The 15,905-nt window shown below is 61.6% G+C and carries 18 protein-coding genes and 1 tRNA gene; 8 read left to right on the forward strand and 11 right to left on the reverse strand.

Annotated elements, in window-relative coordinates; translation table 11 throughout:
• Positions 1-13 precede the first annotated feature (13 nt).
• Both rimI and tsaB read right to left on the reverse strand, forming a co-directional pair.
• Positions 14-493 (reverse strand): ribosomal protein S18-alanine N-acetyltransferase, encoded by a 480-nt coding sequence (gene rimI / locus J7557_RS17675; protein ID WP_291421355.1) that lies wholly within the window; start codon positions 491-493, stop codon positions 14-16.
• Positions 493-1,104 carry a tRNA (adenosine(37)-N6)-threonylcarbamoyltransferase complex dimerization subunit type 1 TsaB gene (tsaB, locus tag J7557_RS17680; RefSeq protein ID WP_291421356.1) on the reverse strand — a complete coding sequence of 204 codons (612 nt, stop codon included), beginning with the start codon at positions 1,102-1,104 and terminating at the stop codon, positions 493-495. The genes rimI and tsaB overlap by 1 nt, the downstream gene beginning before the upstream one ends.
• Positions 1,105-1,240: 136 nt before the next feature.
• Here tsaB and lnt point away from each other — a divergent pair, with 136 nt between their 5' ends.
• Positions 1,241-2,872, forward strand: coding sequence for an apolipoprotein N-acyltransferase (gene lnt / locus J7557_RS17685; protein WP_291421357.1), 1,632 nt, complete (start codon positions 1,241-1,243; stop codon positions 2,870-2,872).
• 47 nt (positions 2,873-2,919) lie between these two features.
• On the opposite strand, the gene J7557_RS17690 is transcribed toward lnt, so the two are convergent.
• Genes J7557_RS17690 through J7557_RS17700 form a run of 3 tightly spaced genes read right to left on the reverse strand, consistent with a single transcriptional unit; the run spans position 2,920 to position 5,281 of the window.
• Entirely contained in the window at positions 2,920-3,126 is a 207-nt protein-coding gene (locus J7557_RS17690; protein ID WP_291421358.1) for a CsbD family protein, read from the reverse strand.
• A 26-nt stretch (positions 3,127-3,152) separates the two neighbouring features.
• A complete protein-coding gene (locus J7557_RS17695; RefSeq protein ID WP_291421359.1) occupies positions 3,153-3,941 on the reverse strand; it encodes a DUF1365 domain-containing protein in 789 nt (262 codons plus the stop codon).
• The gene (locus J7557_RS17700) at positions 3,938-5,281 is read right to left on the reverse strand and encodes an NAD(P)/FAD-dependent oxidoreductase (protein ID WP_291421360.1); all 1,344 of its coding nucleotides are present in this window, start codon (positions 5,279-5,281) and stop codon (positions 3,938-3,940) included. The genes J7557_RS17695 and J7557_RS17700 overlap by 4 nt, the downstream gene beginning before the upstream one ends.
• Positions 5,282-5,415: 134 nt before the next feature.
• Between J7557_RS17700 and J7557_RS17705 the strand changes: the two genes are divergently transcribed.
• Genes J7557_RS17705 through J7557_RS17715 form a run of 3 tightly spaced genes read left to right on the forward strand, consistent with a single transcriptional unit; the run spans position 5,416 to position 7,169 of the window.
• Positions 5,416-6,093, forward strand: a complete 678-nt coding sequence (locus J7557_RS17705) for a sigma-70 family RNA polymerase sigma factor (protein WP_291421361.1) — start codon at positions 5,416-5,418, stop codon at positions 6,091-6,093.
• On the forward strand, positions 6,090-6,737 hold the full coding sequence (locus J7557_RS17710) for a ChrR family anti-sigma-E factor (RefSeq protein ID WP_291421362.1): 648 nt from the start codon (positions 6,090-6,092) through the stop codon (positions 6,735-6,737). Before J7557_RS17705 ends, J7557_RS17710 begins: the two co-directional genes overlap by 4 nt.
• A 15-nt stretch (positions 6,738-6,752) precedes the next feature.
• Positions 6,753-7,169 carry a DUF2177 family protein gene (locus tag J7557_RS17715; protein WP_291421363.1) on the forward strand — a complete coding sequence of 139 codons (417 nt, stop codon included), beginning with the start codon at positions 6,753-6,755 and terminating at the stop codon, positions 7,167-7,169.
• Here the strand turns inward: J7557_RS17715 and J7557_RS17720 are convergent.
• The 3 genes from J7557_RS17720 to J7557_RS17730 all read right to left on the reverse strand — a co-directional run bounded on the left by J7557_RS17720 (position 7,159) and on the right by J7557_RS17730 (position 8,501).
• The gene (locus J7557_RS17720) at positions 7,159-7,890 is read right to left on the reverse strand and encodes an SDR family oxidoreductase (RefSeq protein WP_291421364.1); all 732 of its coding nucleotides are present in this window, start codon (positions 7,888-7,890) and stop codon (positions 7,159-7,161) included. The two genes, J7557_RS17715 and J7557_RS17720, sit on opposite strands and share 11 nt — an antisense overlap.
• 107 nt (positions 7,891-7,997) lie before the next feature.
• Positions 7,998-8,082: transfer RNA gene (locus J7557_RS17725), tRNA-Leu, on the reverse strand.
• A 56-nt stretch (positions 8,083-8,138) separates the two neighbouring features.
• Positions 8,139-8,501: a GFA family protein gene (locus J7557_RS17730; protein ID WP_291421365.1), complete on the reverse strand. Its 363-nt coding sequence runs from the start codon at positions 8,499-8,501 to the stop codon at positions 8,139-8,141.
• 144 nt (positions 8,502-8,645) lie between these two features.
• Between J7557_RS17730 and J7557_RS17735 the strand changes: the two genes are divergently transcribed.
• The 3 genes from J7557_RS17735 (at position 8,646) to J7557_RS17745 (ending at position 11,503) form a co-directional block, all read left to right on the forward strand.
• Complete coding sequence (locus J7557_RS17735; protein WP_291421366.1) at positions 8,646-9,644, forward strand: complex I NDUFA9 subunit family protein; 999 nt, start codon at positions 8,646-8,648, stop codon at positions 9,642-9,644.
• Positions 9,645-9,714: 70 nt separating this feature from the next.
• The gene (locus tag J7557_RS17740) at positions 9,715-10,914 is read left to right on the forward strand and encodes a class I SAM-dependent RNA methyltransferase (RefSeq protein WP_291421367.1); all 1,200 of its coding nucleotides are present in this window, start codon (positions 9,715-9,717) and stop codon (positions 10,912-10,914) included.
• A gap of 202 nt (positions 10,915-11,116) precedes the next feature.
• Positions 11,117-11,503, forward strand: coding sequence for a DUF2147 domain-containing protein (locus J7557_RS17745; protein WP_291421368.1), 387 nt, complete (start codon positions 11,117-11,119; stop codon positions 11,501-11,503).
• A gap of 50 nt (positions 11,504-11,553) precedes the next feature.
• Here J7557_RS17745 and J7557_RS17750 read toward each other — a convergent pair whose 3' ends face one another.
• The 3 genes from J7557_RS17750 to J7557_RS17760 form a co-directional block, all read right to left on the reverse strand.
• Complete coding sequence (locus J7557_RS17750; protein ID WP_291421369.1) at positions 11,554-12,378, reverse strand: sugar phosphate isomerase/epimerase; 825 nt, start codon at positions 12,376-12,378, stop codon at positions 11,554-11,556.
• A complete protein-coding gene (locus J7557_RS17755) occupies positions 12,375-13,544 on the reverse strand; it encodes a dihydrodipicolinate synthase family protein (protein ID WP_291421370.1) in 1,170 nt (389 codons plus the stop codon). The genes J7557_RS17750 and J7557_RS17755 overlap by 4 nt, the downstream gene beginning before the upstream one ends.
• A gap of 168 nt (positions 13,545-13,712) precedes the next feature.
• A complete protein-coding gene (locus tag J7557_RS17760; RefSeq protein ID WP_291421371.1) occupies positions 13,713-14,864 on the reverse strand; it encodes a Gfo/Idh/MocA family oxidoreductase in 1,152 nt (383 codons plus the stop codon).
• 330 nt (positions 14,865-15,194) lie between these two features.
• Between J7557_RS17760 and J7557_RS17765 the strand changes: the two genes are divergently transcribed.
• Entirely contained in the window at positions 15,195-15,887 is a 693-nt protein-coding gene (locus tag J7557_RS17765; protein WP_291421372.1) for a TetR/AcrR family transcriptional regulator, read from the forward strand.
• Positions 15,888-15,905: the final 18 nt, after the last annotated feature.

Raw genomic sequence — 15,905 nt, forward strand, 5'->3', positions numbered from 1 at the left:
GTTCGGCATGGGGTTACCCAAGATCGCGCGTCATGACAAGCGCGGTCGCCGCGCTGCCATCGGCCTTGGCATAGTAGCCTTTTCGCGATGAAATCGTCGAGAAGCCGAGCCTCTCATAGAGTTTAATCGCCGGCCGGTTCTGTTCGTCGACTTCGAGAAACATTTTTCGTGCCGGCGACATCATCAGATCGGCAAAGACCGCATCGAGCAGCGCCCGGCCCACCCCCTTGCCGCGCCATTTCGGGTCGACGGCAATGGTGAGCAACTCGCTTTCATCGGCAACGAGACGGATCAGCGCAAAGCCGGCAATGCGGCGCTTCGCGTCGCAGGCAATATAGGTGGGTGTCGCCTTGTCTTCGAGAAAGCCGAGGAAATCTGCGACAGGCCAGCCGCGGAAAAAGCCCTGCGCATGCAATTGCGCGAGGCGCTGCGCGTCCTTCAATTCGGCCGGTTCGATATGCAGCCCATGCGGGGCCATCCAGAGCTTGTCCATCACACCCGCCTCGGCACTTTTGCCGCATCCTGCGGTTTTGCGTCGGCATCCCGGATATAGGCAGCGTGCGGCGGATACGAAAGCGGATCGACCGAACCAGCAAAGCGCACCATGGCGGCGAGATCGACAAAGGGCTGCTCAATCAGCGTCACACCCGGCACGACGCGACCACGCGCTTCCTCGATGGGCAGCAGCATCGGCTCGGCTTCAGTGACACCCGGCGCCGAAAAAGCCTGAAAATAAGCTTCGCCCCGCCGCGCATCGAGCAAAACCGTTACCGGACCCGAAGCGACGCCAAGCGAAAGGGAAAGCAGACTGGGAATCCCCAGCACCGGCAGTTTTCGCGCCAGCCCCAGGCCACGCGCCGCAGACAGCCCGATACGTAGCCCGGTAAACGAGCCCGGGCCTGTCGTGACAGCAACCCGCTCGATATCAGCATGAGTCAGACTGTTGCGCTCAAGCAGCGCCGCCAGCCGATCGAACAGAATTTCCGCGTGGCCCGTCGCAATATCGTCGACGCTCACATCCGTGCCGCCATCGGCCCGCAGAACAGCCAGCTGCAGGCGCGGCGCGGCTGTGTCGATGGCTAGGGTGATGGGCGGCTTCGTCATTCTCGCTCCTGTCGGCAGCGACCTTCGGGCTCTTTGGCTCGTAACGCTAGCGCGAGGCCAAGTCCACTGCCTTGACGCCCCCCGTCCTCGGGGCGACCTTCCCCGGCATGTGCCGTGATTCGCGTCTGCCCCCACCATGATCAAGCCCGTGACCTGGCTGGCCGAAACCACCATGCTCAGCCATGGCTGGCAGCGCTTTTGCATTCTGCTTGTCGCCGGCGCCGTTGCCGGCCTCTCGGTCCCACCGTTTTTCGTGCTGCCCGCGCTCTTTGTCGCCATGCCCTTCTGGGTCTGGGCGCTCGATGGCGCCGAGCGCAAACGTAGCTGGTTCCGGCGGATTTTTGGCCCCGCTTTCACGATTGGGTTCGCGTTTGGCTGGGGCTATTTCCTCGTCGCCTTCCATTGGCTCGGCGCCGCCTTCTTCGTCGATGGGGGTTTTATGCTCGCCCTCATGCCTTTTGCGATTGCCGCTCTCGCGGCTCTGATCGCGCTCTTCTGGGGCCTCGCAAGCGCTCTCGCCCATCTTTTCTGGAGCCACGGCGCCGCGCGTATCGTCACGCTAGCGTCCTTCCTCACGCTCGCCGAATTCGCCAGGGGCCATGTGCTCACCGGCTTCCCCTTCGATCTCCTGGGCTATGCGCTGACCGGCACCGATGAATTGATGCAATTGGCCTCGGTGATCGGGGTCTATGGCCTGACCTTCCTCGCCCCGCTCCTCGCCATGACGCCGGCTCTGATCTGGCCCGCCGACGACCGCCCGATGAGCCGGCGGCTCTTTCCGTTCTTCCTCGCGCTCGCCGTCATTGCCGGCCAACTCGCCTATGGCTGGAACCGCCTCTCCGGCACGGTCTCCACCGAACGCCAGGACGTCGCCATGCGCCTCGTCCAGCCCATGGTCTATGAGCATGCCGATTTCGGCAATGTCGACCCGGTCGCCCTCATCGACCGCCTGCTCATGCTCTCGGACATGCGGATGGACCCGACCGATCAGGGCCTAGCCGACATCACCCATCTGGTCTGGCCCGAATCGAGCGTTCCCTTCTTCCTCGATACCTATCCCGATGCCCTGGCGCGCATTGCCCGCATGCTGCCCGAAAACGCGACCCTGCTCGCTGGCGTCCCGCGCCAGATTTTCGGGCTCGACGGCGAAAAGCCGCAGGGCGCGCCCTATAATTCACTCGTCGCCATCAATACCGATGGCGAGATCATCGCCAGCTACGACAAGTCCCACCTCGTACCCTTCGGCGAATACCTGCCCTTCCAAGACATTCTCTCACGCGTGGGCATAAAGCAGTTCGTGCCGGGCGCCGATGGCTGGTCGCATGGCGATGCGCGTCGCCGACTGATGGAACTGCCGGGCACGCCGGCCTTCCTCGCCGTCATCTGCTACGAAGTGCTGTTCTCGGGCGATCTCGGCGATACCGCCAATGCCCAGTTCATCCTCAATGTCACCAATGACGCCTGGTTCGACGGTTCCATCGGCCCGGCCCAGCACGCCCACCACGCGCGCCTTCGCGCCGTCGAAGAGGGCATGAGCCTTCTCCGCGCCGCCAATACCGGCCTGACCTTTGCTACCGATCCCCTGGGCCGCATCACCGCCCAACTCGTCCCCGGCCAGATGGCCGCGCTCGACGTGCGCCCGCACCAGCGGCTGGCCCCGACCATCTTTGCCCAGTTGCGGCACTATCCGCTGGCCATCGCCATCATCGCCGGCATCCTCATCGGCTTCGTCGCCTCCCGCCGCGGACGTCGAAAACTGCCGGAATAAAAAAGGCCCCGGAAAACCGGGGCCTCTTTGCAAACGACAGACTGACGTCAATGCCAAGTCTGGCGATCGTACCAGGTGTCGACATCCTTGCGGACCTCGTCCTTGGCCTTGCCGTAGCGCTCCTGAATCTTGCCTTCGAGCTGCTCGCGCTTGCCGTTGATCTCAGTCAGATCGTCGTCAGTGAGCTTGCCCCACTGTTCCTTGACCTTGCCCGAGACCTGCTTCCAGTTACCTTCAACGCGGTTCCAGTCCATGAAAAGCTCCTTTCGGTTATGAAGGGCTAATCCCTGGACAGAGCAACAGGTTCCGAAACGTGATCGGCTTCGCGCCTCTGTGAACGGGCTGTCGCGATCCGGTCCTTTGGCATATGGCCATGCACGCGAATGCCCTTGAGCAGCAGGCGCAGCGCTTCCCAATGGATGCCCGCCGTCACCTTCAGCGTCATCAACGGATGGCTGAAAAACAGTTTTAGAAGATTCGCATCGGTGAAGTCCCGACGCGTCCCCGAAAAGGCCGCATAGAGAAGCGGTTCGCCTGCTTCCGTCTCGTTGATCGCAATGCGAACCCGGTCTTCCGGCGGCACGATCTTGAACTGATAGCGGCAGTCGAGCCCGATGAAGGGCGACACGTAGAACTCTTTGTCGGCCGCCTGCTCACCACCAACAGGCAGCACGTATGTGTGCCGCTCGCCAAACGTGTTGTGCACTTCGTAGATCGTCGCGAGCGGCTTTCCGCTGCTGTCGTCACAAAACCAGACGCTCAGTGGATTGAACACATAGCCAAGGATACGCGGATAGCAGAGGAGGCGAATTCTCGCCGGCGCCGGCAGACCCACCCCGCGAAGCTGCTCCGTAGCCCAGTCGCGAAGCCCCTGACCATGCCCATGGTCCCCAGACATGAAGGCAAAGAGGGCTTTTCGATCGTAGCCGAAGTATTTCAGACGATTGAGTTGTTGAAGATCATCCAAATCCACGAGGATCGAAAACACGCGATAGCGCAGACTGTGCCGCTTTGGCCGGTGGCGCTGATGCACCACCTCCCCGACATAGATGGCCGAGCCCGTCATCATGCAACCATGCTCGCCAGCGGCGCCAGCGTGATGCGCCCGGATTGGTCGGGCACAATCCAGGGACGCGGCAGCGCCCCCATATCCTCAGCGGCGGCGAGCCCCGCCTGCAGACCATCCTCGTGAAAACCGCGGCCGAAATGGGCGCCGGCATACCAGGTGTTCCTGTGCCCCTGAATGCGCCAGAGGTTTTCCTGCGCCGCGATCGCCTTGGCGTCGAAAAGCGGGTGCGTGTATTCGAAGCGGGCGATTTCCTCGCGCGGATTGTCCGGCGGGTTGAGTGTCACAAAGAGATCGCGCCCTTCCAGATGCTGCAGCTTGTTCATCCAATAGGATACGCAGAGCGGTTTTCCTTCGGCTTCAGCCGAAGAGATGTAGTTCCAGCAGCACCAGACCTTTTTGCGGCGCGGCATGTAGCTGGCATCAGCATGCAGCACGGCCAAGTTCTTCGTGTATTCAAACGCTCCCAGCAGCTCGCGCTCATCCTTGGCCGGCTCGTCGAGCATGCGCAGCGCCTGATCGGCATGGGTCGCGATCAGAATGCGATCAAAGCGATCCTCACTGCCGTTCCGATCCCGCACGGTGACACCTGTCGCATCGCGGAAAACTTTTGCGACCGGCGAGGACAGGCGCACCTCGCCCGCAAACTGCTTTAGCAGCGCATTGACATAGACCCGGCTGCCACCCCGCACCGTGCGCCAGAGCGGGCGCGCCGTCAGCAGAAGCAAGCCATGGCTTTCGAAGAAGCGCACGAAGGCCAGCAGCGGATAGGATCGAATATCATTGGCCGAAGACGACCAGATGGCCGCGGCCATGGGCAGCAGATGGTCATCAACGAAAGAGCGCGAATAGCGCTGCGCCCGCAGATATTCGTCGAGCGTCATGCCATGCAGGTCAGGCCGTTCGATCACCGAGGGCGCTTCGCGGTAAAAGCGGATGAGATCGCGCAGCATGGTCCAGAAGCGCGGCCGAAACGCGTTGCGGCGCTGCGCCAGCATGCCGGCAAGGCCCTCGCCGCAATATTCGAACGTGCCCTGATCGAGCGAGGCGGAGAACGACATTTCCGTCGATACGCTCTCAAGCTCAAGGTGCCGCATCATGGCGACGAAGTTGGGATAATTCCGGTCGTTGTAGACGATGAAGCCGGTATCCACCGGCCCGGTCCCCGGCACATCGACGGTATGGGCATGGCCGCCGACATAGTCTTCGGCCTCGTAGAGCACCACGTCATTGGTCTTGGACAGCATCCAGGCCGCCGAGAGACCGGAAACGCCGCTCCCGATGACGGCGATCCGCTGGCGTGCTGGCTGTGGTCCGGAAAAAGCGCCGGCGGAATGAAACATAGTATGGTCCCGTCTGTTTCAAGCAGATACGGGTGCACAACGCCTTTAGATCACTCTTCGGCTCATATTTTTGCTGCGAGCGATTTTTTGCCGGTTCGGTGATCCACCGATTTCTTGGCGCCGTAGATTGCGACATGACACTGGCAATTTACCCACTGACCGGGAAGTGCGACGATGGCGCGGCGACGATGCGCCCACGGCGTGCTGCGCCCCGCAAGGACAAAAACCGGCAGGTCATGACCACGGACGACAACCAAGACGGCTCCTTCCCCAACGATCTCAGTACAAAGCTGGTCGCCATTGCCGCCTCGGCCGACATGGTGGCCTTCGAGGCCCTGTTCCGCGAATTCTCGCCCCGCATCCGCGCCTATCTCCTCAAAATGACGCGCGACCCGCAGGCCTCCGAAGACCTGATGCAGGAAACCATGATCGCCATCTGGCGCAAGGCCGGCCAGTTCGATCCCTCGCGCGGCCATGCCTCGGCCTGGATCTATACCATCGCCCGCAATATCTGGATCGATGCCTGGCGGCGCCAGCGCCGGCCGGTTTTCGATCCCGACGATCCGGCGCTTGTCGCCGACCCCGAACCCGATGCCCCAAAACTCATGGAAGACAGAGAGAGCAGCGCCGCCCTTCACGCGGCCCTGAAAAACCTGCCGCAAGAGCAGGTCGAGCTGATAAAGTTGTCTTTCTTCGACGAGGCCTCCCACAGCACCATTGCCACCCGGCTCGGCCTGCCCATCGGCACGGTCAAGTCGCGCATCAGGCTCGCCTTCGGGCGCCTGCGCACGGCGCTGGAGGATCTGAAATGACCATCCGCCACCATATCGACGACGATCTCCTCCTCGCCTATGCCTCGGGTAATCTCGCCGAAGGCTGGTCGCTGGCGGTTGCCTGCCATCTCGCCATGTGCCCGGAATGCCGGCGCACGCTCGCCACCGCGGAAGCTGCGGCCGGCGCCCTGATGGAAACCCTGCCCCCCGAGCCCGGCCCCGATGATTCCTGGGAACGCCTCAAGGCGCGCCTCCTCACCGAACCGCGGGACGTTGCCGAACCGGTGAAACGTCCGGCCAAGGCTACTCTGCCCGAACCCCTGCGCTCCTATGTCGGCGGCGATCTTGATACGCTCAAATGGCGCAGCATGGGCACGGCCAAGCAGATCGTGATCCGCACCAATGACAACGAGACCCAGGTGCGGCTCCTGCGCATCGGTGCCGGCACGCCCGTGCCCGAACACACTCATGGCGGTCGCGAACTGACCCTGGTTCTTACCGGCCGCTTCCACGACGAAGTCGACAGTTTTGGCCCCGGCGATCTTGAAGACGCCGATGGTTCGCTGACCCATCAGCCGGTGGCGGATCCCGAGGAAGATTGCATCTGCCTCGCCATCACTGACGCACCGCTAAAATTCCGCAGCCGTCTCATGCGGATCATCCAGCCGTTCCTCGGCATCTGAGTTAAGGAGAAGACCATGGCCGGACTTTCGCTGCTGACGCTGCTCGCCGCCTATGCGGGCGCCGCTGCGGTCTTCTTCGCCCTCGATTTCCTGTGGCTCTCGGTCATCGCCATCGGTTTCTATCGCGCCGAAATCGGTACCCTGCTGCTCGAACGCCCCAATTTCATGGCGGCCAGCGCCTTCTACCTCTTCTATGTGGCCGGCATTGTCGGCTTTGCCGTGGTCCCGGCGGTCTCGGCCCAATCCTGGCTCTGGGCCGTCATTGCCGGCGTCGCCCTGGGTCTTATCGCTTATGGAACCTATGACATGACCAATCTCGCGACCCTAAAAGATTGGTCATGGAAGGTCAGCGCCATTGACCTCTGCTGGGGGGGCTTCCTCAGCGGGCTCGCCGCCCTTGCCGGCTACTGGGCCGCCCGCCTCACCGCTTGAGTTTTGCAGCGATCGGCAGCGACAGCGCATAGGGCAAAATGCCCAGGAGCCGCAACGGCCAGATCAACCGGCGCGGGAAGGCGATTTCAAAGCCTTTTCCGTCGAGCCCGCGCAGGATCCTTTTCGCCGCATCCTCGGGCTCCAGCAAAGCCGGCATATCGAAATCGTTCTTGTCGGTCAGCCGCGTGCGCACAAAGCCCGGCGTCACCAGCCGCACGTCAACTTCGGGCCAGAGCTCGACGCGAAGACTCTGCGCCAGATTGACGATACCGGCCTTGGTCGCCGAATAGACCTGCCCCTGCGGCAGGCCAAACAGCGCCGCCGCCGAACCGAATAGCACCAGCTGCCCGCCCTTTCGCAGGTGCTTTGCCGCACAGCGGGCGACATTGAACGTCCCCGTCAAATTCGCCACAAAAATCGCTTCGGCCTTCTGCTGATCTGCCTTCAGTACCGAACCCGGATCATAGATCGCCGCCGTGACGATGACCCGATCGAACGGCCCATGCGCCGCAGCCGCCTTTTCGAGCGAAGCAGGATCGATGACATCGGCCACAGCCCCGACATGCCCGGCCCCAAGTTCAGCCACCACCGCATCGAGTGCATCCCGCTTGCGACCGGACACGATGATTCGCGCGCCCTTTTGCGCATAAGCCTTGGCCAGCGCCGTGCCGATGCCGCTGCTGCCGCCGATGATCCAGATTTTCTCGCCCGTCGCAGCCATGGAAATCTCCTTGTGTGAAGGAGATACGAGGCAAAGACGCATTTGGATGCGCAAAAAACACGAAAGCCCCGGACCGGGAGGTCACGGGGCTTTTCGCATCGAGAAATTGGTGCCCAGAAAAGGACTCGAACCTTCACGCCTTGCGGCACACGGACCTGAACCGTGCGCGTCTACCAATTCCGCCATCTGGGCGACGGGCGTGTAACTAGGGCCCAGCCATTTCAAAGTCAACGGGCTTGTGACGGTTTTTAGAAGTTTGCCCCATCCCAATGCTTTATCGCCTCTCGATCGACCTTGGGCGGGTTTTCGAGGCAGTTCACATTGATCATGTACATGACATTACCCTTGCCGTCGGAACCCCGGGCAAAGCTCTCAATGCCGCAGGTCTTGCAGAAGAGATGGTCGATCATTTCGGTATTGAACCGATAGGTCGTCAGGTTCTCCGCCCCCGAGATCAGCGTGAAATCGGCTTCCGGCATGGACTGCATCACCCAGCCCAGCCGCCGGCAGCGCGAACAGTTGCAATCGCCGAGGCCCGAAAGATCGGTATGGGCCGAAAAGCGCACGGCGCCGCAATGGCACTGGCCTTCATAATCCTGCTTTTGGGGCATTTTGATCTCCTTGACTAGAACAAATCAAGAACATATTCTGTTAGGAGTCAAGCGCGAGAATATCACGATTTCCTCGACATCGGCGGCTTGGCTGGGATAGAAGCATTCCAAACTTTGTGCCCAAACGCCTTGCCGGAGTCCAAAATGGATCGCTTCTCTCCCAAACTCGTCACTGTCTTTGGCGGTTCGGGATTTGTCGGCACCCATCTGGCCCAGGTTCTGGCCCGCGCCGGTTATCGTGTGCGCCTCGCCGTACGACGCCCGGATCTCGCCGGGGACGCGAAAATGCTCGGCGGCGTCGGCCAGATCGTGCCGATCCAGGCCAATATCCGCAATGAAGCTTCCGTCCAGCGCGCGGTTGCCGGCGCCGATGTGGTGATCAATCTCGTCGGCCTCGGCTATGAAAGCGGCAAGCAGACTTTTGCCGCCGTCAATGTCGAAGGCGCCGCCACCGTCGCCCGCGCCGCCAAGGCCGCTGGCGCCTCGGCTCTGGTCCATCTTTCCGCCCTCGGCGTCGATAAAGCTGCCGAAGTCAGCACCTATGCCGCGAGCAAGCTCGCCGGCGAAGAGGCTGTGTTGGCTGCCTATCCGCAGGCCGTCATCCTGCGTCCCTCGCTGATGTTCGGCCATGGCGACGGGTTCTTCAACAAGATGGGTTCCCTCGCTCGTGGCCTGCCGGTCATGCCGGTGATTTCGGGCGCCTCGCGCTTCCAGCCGGTGCATGTCGGCGACGTTGCCGAAGCCATCGTCGCTGCCGCCGAAGGCAAGGTGAAGACCGGAAAGGTCTATGAACTCGGTGGTCCCACCATCGAGACCCAGAAGGAGCTTCTCGCCCGCGTGCTGCGCGAAACCGGCCGCAGTCGCCCGCTCGTGGCCCTGCCGTCCGGCCTTGCCAAGCTTTTTGCCCTGCCCTTCGCCATTCTGCCGGTCGCTCCGCTGGTGACAGCGGACCAGATCGAACTGCTCGGCGTCGACAATGTCGTCTCCGATGCTGCGATCAAGGACAAGCGCACACTTGCGGCCTTCGGCATCACGCCGACCTCGATGGATACGATTCTGCCGCAATATCTGTGGCGCTTCAGCAAGCACGGCCAGTTCGATCGCCCCAAGACCGGCGACGTCTCTCTGGCAAACAGCCGCTAAAAAAATCCGAAACTGCTAGGCATTTTCGGGAGACATGCTGTAGTTCCGGGGCAGCAAGCCCCGGACTATCATGACTTCAACCGCCCAAATCGAATACCTCGGCCACAAGGGCGAGGGCGTCGCCCTTATTGATGGCGAGCGTGTCTTTGTGCCCTTCGCCCTGCCCGGCGAAGAGGTGATGCTCACCCGCGACGACGACCGCGGTACGCTGCTTGAAGTTTTGACGCCTTCTGCCGACCGTCAGGCCCCCTTCTGCCCCCATTTTGGTGTCTGCGGCGGATGCCAGCTCCAACATCTGGCGCCCGAGGCTTATCGCGCCTTCAAGATCGGTCTTGTCGAAACCCCGCTGCGGCAGGCCGGCATTGAGGCAAAAGTCGAAAAATTCGTCGATGCAGGCGGCACGGGGCGCCGTCGCGCAACCCTCCATGCGCGAAAAGATGCTGCTGGTTACATGCGCCTGCGCAGTCACGACCTCCTTGATCTTGATATCTGCCCCATTCTGGTGCCTTCGCTCAGGCAGGCTCCGGATATAGCCCGGGCCATTGGCGCCATGATCGGCCCCTGCGACGTGAGCTTTACCGCGACCGATACGGGCATCGACGTTTCCGTCAGAAGCGCAGTAAAGGGCCTCAAGGGCGACCGGCTGACTGGGCTGGGCAACCGCTTCCGCCTTGCCCGGCTCGCCTTCAACGGGGAAATGCTCTTCCTTTCGCAGATGCCGCGCGTCAGCATGGGCAAGGGCGAGGTAGAGCTACCCATCGGCAGTTTTCTGCAAGCCACCAGCGAAGCCGAACAGGCACTGGCCGACTACGTGACCGCAGCCGTCGGCAAGGCCAGATCAGTCGCCGATCTCTTTTGCGGCATCGGCCCCTTTGCCCTGCGTCTTGCCGAAAAGTCGACGGTCTTCGCGGCCGATAGCGACAAGCCGGGCGTAGCCGCCCTCGACAAGGCCGTGCGCCATGCCAAGGGCCTCAAGGCAGTCACCGCCAAGGCACGGGATCTCTTTCGCGACCCCCTGACCCGATTCGAGCTCGACTACGACTGCGTGGTGCTCGATCCGCCGCGGGCCGGCGCCGATGCACAGGTCAGGGAAATCGCAATGTCGAAGCTCGGCCATGTCGTCATGGTCGCCTGCGATCCGAAGAGCTTTGCGCGCGACGCTTCAACCTTGATGAAATCGGGCTTTTCCATGTCAGAATTGACCGCTTTCGATCAGTTTGTGTGGTCAAGCCATATCGAAATCGCCGCAAAATTCATCCGTGGGCGTTAAGTTCTTTTCGTCAAAGCAACGGATTTTATTAAGCTATCACCGGTAATTAGCCTGCCACTCCGGTTTGAGAGTCCCGCGCAAGCCGTTCACATTTCTCTATAATCGGCAACCGATCCGATCCTTGCCACGTTTTCCAGGCATAACTTTTTCCGTTCAATCATAACGCATGGCGTAGCTATGCCCTTTTTGCTGGAGAACGATCATGTTCAAGGCATTTGCAGCCACGACTATCGCCCTCGCTGCCCTTGCAGCACCCGCCATGGCCCAATCCGCCGCCAATCCGGACGGCGTTTGGAAGGACAAGTGGGGCACGACCTTTACTTTCTCGACCTGCGGTGATGGCACCCAGCTTTGCGGTATTCTCAACGATGTGCAGGGTAATTCGCGGACCGAAGAAAACCTGGCTTTCGTGAATAAGCAGGTTGTCTCGGCCGAACAGACCGCGCCCAACAAGTGGGAAGGTCAGATTGCCATGAACGGCAGCACCGCCAAGGCGATCGTGGAAGTGAAGGATACCAATACCCTCACGATCACGGGCTGCCGCGCAGCCATCCTGTGCCAGACCCTGACCTACGAGAAGGTCTCGTAAGAGCTCTTTGCTAATGAAAAGGCCCCGGTTTGCCGGGGCCTTTTTTTGTTTCAGCAGACGGTCGCGACGCGCTCCTTGATCGTCGCCAGCACTTCATCGCCCGGCCGCTTCCACCAATTGTCCTGAGAGAAAATCTCGACTTCCTGCGGACCGAAAAAGCCTGCCTCCTCGATCATTCTCCGAATGGCCTTCAGGTCAATGACCCCATCGCCCATCATACCGCGATCGAGCAGCATGTCCCTCGTCGGCACCAGCCAATCGCAGATATGGTGCGCAAAGATGCGCTTCATCCGCCCAGCCCGGGCGATGGCCTGCGCCAGGTTCGGGTCCCACCAGACATGATAGACGTCAATCGCCACACCAACGGTTTCGCCCAGCGTTTCGCAGATATCGAGCGCCTGATCCAAGGTGTTCACGCAGGCCCGGTCGGCAGCATACATTGGGTGAAGCGGTTCGATGGCGATCTTTACGCCTGAAGCCTTGGCATGGGGCAACATGGCGGCAATACCATCGCTCACCATCTGGCGGGCCGCCGGCAGGTCCTTGGACGAGCCCGGCAGGCCGCCGACGACGAGCACCAGGCAATCGGCATTGAGCGCCGCCGCCTCATCAATGGCGCGCAGATTGTCGTCGATCTGCTTCTGTCGCCCCTCGGCCGTTTCCGCCGGAAACATGCCGCCGCGGCAAACGCCTGTTACCTGCAGCTTGTTGGTTTTGACGATGCGCGCCGCCTCATCAAGGCCGATGGCCGCGATCTGGTCGCGCCAGGGCGAAATGGCGGTGATCCCGGCACGCAGGCACCCATCCACCGCTTCGGCAAAACCCCATTGCTGACGCGTCGTGGCGAGATTGAGCGAAATCTTTCTTTCGGTCATGCCGCAACTCCATTCACCTGCAGGACAGCCTTCATCCGTGCCGTCGCCAGCTCCGGGTCGGCCAGCACGCGAGCCTTGTCGGCCAAGCGGAAAAGCTCGGAAAGGTGCTGCACCGAGCGGGTCGACTGCTGCCCGCCGATCATCTGGAAATGGTCCTGCAGCCTGTTGAGATAAGCGAGGAAGACGACGCCGGTCTTATAGAACCGGGTCGGCGCCGCAAAGATATGGCGGCTGAGCGGCACCGTGGGTTCCAAGATATCGAAGAACTCATTGCTATCGCCGCGACCGAGCGCGGCAAGGCCCGCCGAGGCGGCCGGCGCAATCGCGTCAAAAATGCCCAGCAGGGCATGGGAAAAGCCCTGGTCGTCGCCGGCGATCAGTTCGGCATAGTTGAAATCGTCGCCCGTATACATTTTTACGCCTGCCGGCAGACGGCGACGCATGGCGATCTCTTTTTCCGCGGACAACAGCGAGATTTTGATGCCGTCCACCTTGTCGGCATTGGCAGCGATGACATCGAGACAGACATCCATGGCTGCGTCGTGGTCGATATTGCCCCAATAGCCCTGCAGCGCCGGATCGAACATTTCCCCGAGCCAGTGCATGATCACCGGCTGTTTTACATTGGACAGCACATGGCCATAGACGCGGGCATAATCGTCCGGCGACTTGGCCGCCGCTGCAAGCGCGCGGCTTGCCATCAGAATGACACGGCCGCCTTCGCCTTCCACAAAGCCGACCTGCTCGTCATAAGCGCGCAGAATATCGTCAATGGTGACATCGGGGCCGGGGGCCAGGTGATCGGTGCCGGCGCCATAGGCAATGAGCGAATCATCACGCGTCCGCGCTTCGGCTTGCGCCCGGCGAATAAGCTCCTTGGCTTCCGTCCAGGTCAGCCCCATGCCGCGCTGGGCGGTATCCATGGCTTCGGCAACGCCAAGGCCGAGATCCCACATGCGATGGCGGAATTTGAGCGTCGTGTCCCAATCGATTGCCGGGGTCAGCCAGGGATCGTTTGATGCCAGGGGATCGGCCACGACATGCGCCGCCGAATAGGCGATGCGCGGAAAATCGGCCGATTTGAATTTGACGAAGGGGATGGGATCGCCGGTCAGCGTATAGGGCGTGATGGAGCGGTCGGGATTGGGCAGGTTGATGGTCGGCATGGTGGGTGTCCCCCTCATCCGGCGCTGCGCGCCACCTTCTCCCCGATGGGGAGAAGAATGGGCCGGCGGCCGTTCAAACTCGGTGCCCCCATTCCTCTCCCCATCGGGGAGAGGGTGGATCGGCCGGAGGCCGAGACGGGTGAGGGGGTGTTTCCCGTCCGGCGCTGATCAAAATTCCAGCTTCGGCACATCGAGCCAGCGGCGCTCGGCCCAGCTCTTCAAGCCGAGTTCGGCCAGCTGCACGCCCTTGGCGCCGGCTTCGAGGCCATAGGGCCATGGCGCATCCTCGGCCACGTGGCGCAGGAACATTTCCCACTGCACCTTGAAACCGTTATCGGCCGGCCAGTTGTCCGGAACTTCTTCCCAGTCGTTGAAGAAGTTCATGGTCTGCGGCTGGTCGGGGTTCCAGACCGGCTTGGGCGTATTGACGCGATGCTGGGTCCAGCATTTGTGAAGGCCTGCCACGGCAGAGCCATGGGTGCCATCGACGTGGAAAGTCACGAGATCGTCGCGGCGGACACGCGTCGTCCAGCTCGAATTGATCTGGGCCACCACACCACCTTCGAGTTCGAAGGTCGCATAGGCCGCATCGTCGGTATCGGCCTTGAAGCGCTTGCCGTTTTCGTCGACGCGTTCCGGGATATGCGTCGCGCCGAGGCAGGAGACGGCCTTCACTTCGCCGAAGAGATTATCGAGCACATAGCGCCAGTGGCAGAGCATATCGAGGATGATGCCGCCGCCATCGTTCTTGCGATAGTTCCAGCTCGGCCGTTGCGCCTTCTGCCAGTCGCCTTCAAACACCCAATAGCCGAATTCGCCGCGTACCGAGAGGATGTCGCCGAAGAACCCGCTATCGCGCAGCATCTTGATCTTCATCAGGCCCGGCAGGAACAGCTTGTCCTGCACCACGCCATGTTTCAAACCAGAAGCGCGGGCGGTCTTCGCCAGGTTCACGGCAACTTCGAGATCATCCGAAGTCGGCTTTTCGCAATAGACGTGCTTGCCGGCAGCAAGGGCCTTTTCGAGGAGGCCCGCGCGCATCAGCGTCGTACCGGCATCGAAAAAGATCGTGTCATCGGGATTGGCCAAAGCCACGTCGAGGTCCGTGCCCCAGCGCGCAATATTGTGCTTCTTGGCCAAGCGCTCGATCTTATCGCGGTCGCGACCGACGATGATCGGGTCGACGACCAGGCGATCGCCATTGGCGAGCGCAATGCCGCCCTGATCCCGGATCGCGAGAATAGAGCGCACCAGATGCTGGTTATAGCCCATGCGCCCCGTGACGCCATGCATGATGATGCCGATACGCTGTTCCGCCATATGCTCCTCCAGCCGCTTTGCGGTGTAACTGATTGGTTACTTGCATATCGCCCGCTCCCGACAGCGTCAAGCCAGATCATGCCGCAAAAATGCGATGAATGAGACTCTCGGTATAGCACCGTCCGGTTACTTGTACTTGACAGGGGGCGGGGTGCGTCCCAGACTCCGGTCAATGACCCAAAGCGGCAGGGAGAAGCGGGGCGGGATCGAGCCATGGGGCAAGGCTTTGCCTGCCGGCGCCACCATGGCGCTGCTTTACCGCCTGGAATGCGGCTGCTATTGGCCAACCCGACTTCCCGCGCCCCGTAAAAGATCCGGCGGTACCAAGACGTGTCAGACACAAGTTCAACCGCCGCGGCCGAGCCGCCCCACAGCAAGCCGGAGCCGGCCCCCAAGCGCACGCGCAATTCGGCGAAAACCAAGGCTTCAATTCTGTCGGCCGCCCGCGTAGAATTTGCCGATCGCGGTTTTGAAGGCGCCCGCGTCGACGCCATTGCCGAGCGCGCCGGCGCCAACAAGCGGCTGCTCTACCACTATTTTGGCAACAAGGAAGATCTCTACCGGGCCGTGCTGCTCGACGCCTATCAGGAGATCCGCAAGGGCGAACGTGCGCTATCGCTCGATCAATATGATCCGACCCAGGCCATGGACCGCCTGGTGCGCTTCACCTTCCGGCATTTTCTCGCCAATCCCTGGTTCCCGCGCCTCCTCGGCACGGAAAACATCGAAAATGCGCGGTTCCTCAAAACCCTGCCCGACATCAAGGCACTGCATTCCCCGCTCGTCGGCCAGATCGCCGAAATCATCGCCCGGGGCAGCGAGGCGAACACGTTTAGGCGCGATGTCGACCCGGTGCAGCTCTACATTTCCGTTGCGGCACTGGGCTTCTTCTACGTGTCCAACACGGCGACGCTGTCCGTGATCTTTGAACGCGACCTCAGCAGCGTCGCCATGGTGCAGGAGCGCGAAGCCCATGCCGTGCAGATGGTGCTGGATTATCTCAAAACCAAGCCGGGCGCTTAATCACCACTGCGCGCTACC

The sequence above is a fragment of the Devosia sp. genome (assembly GCF_017744655.1).
Taxonomy (GTDB): domain Bacteria; phylum Pseudomonadota; class Alphaproteobacteria; order Rhizobiales; family Devosiaceae; genus Devosia.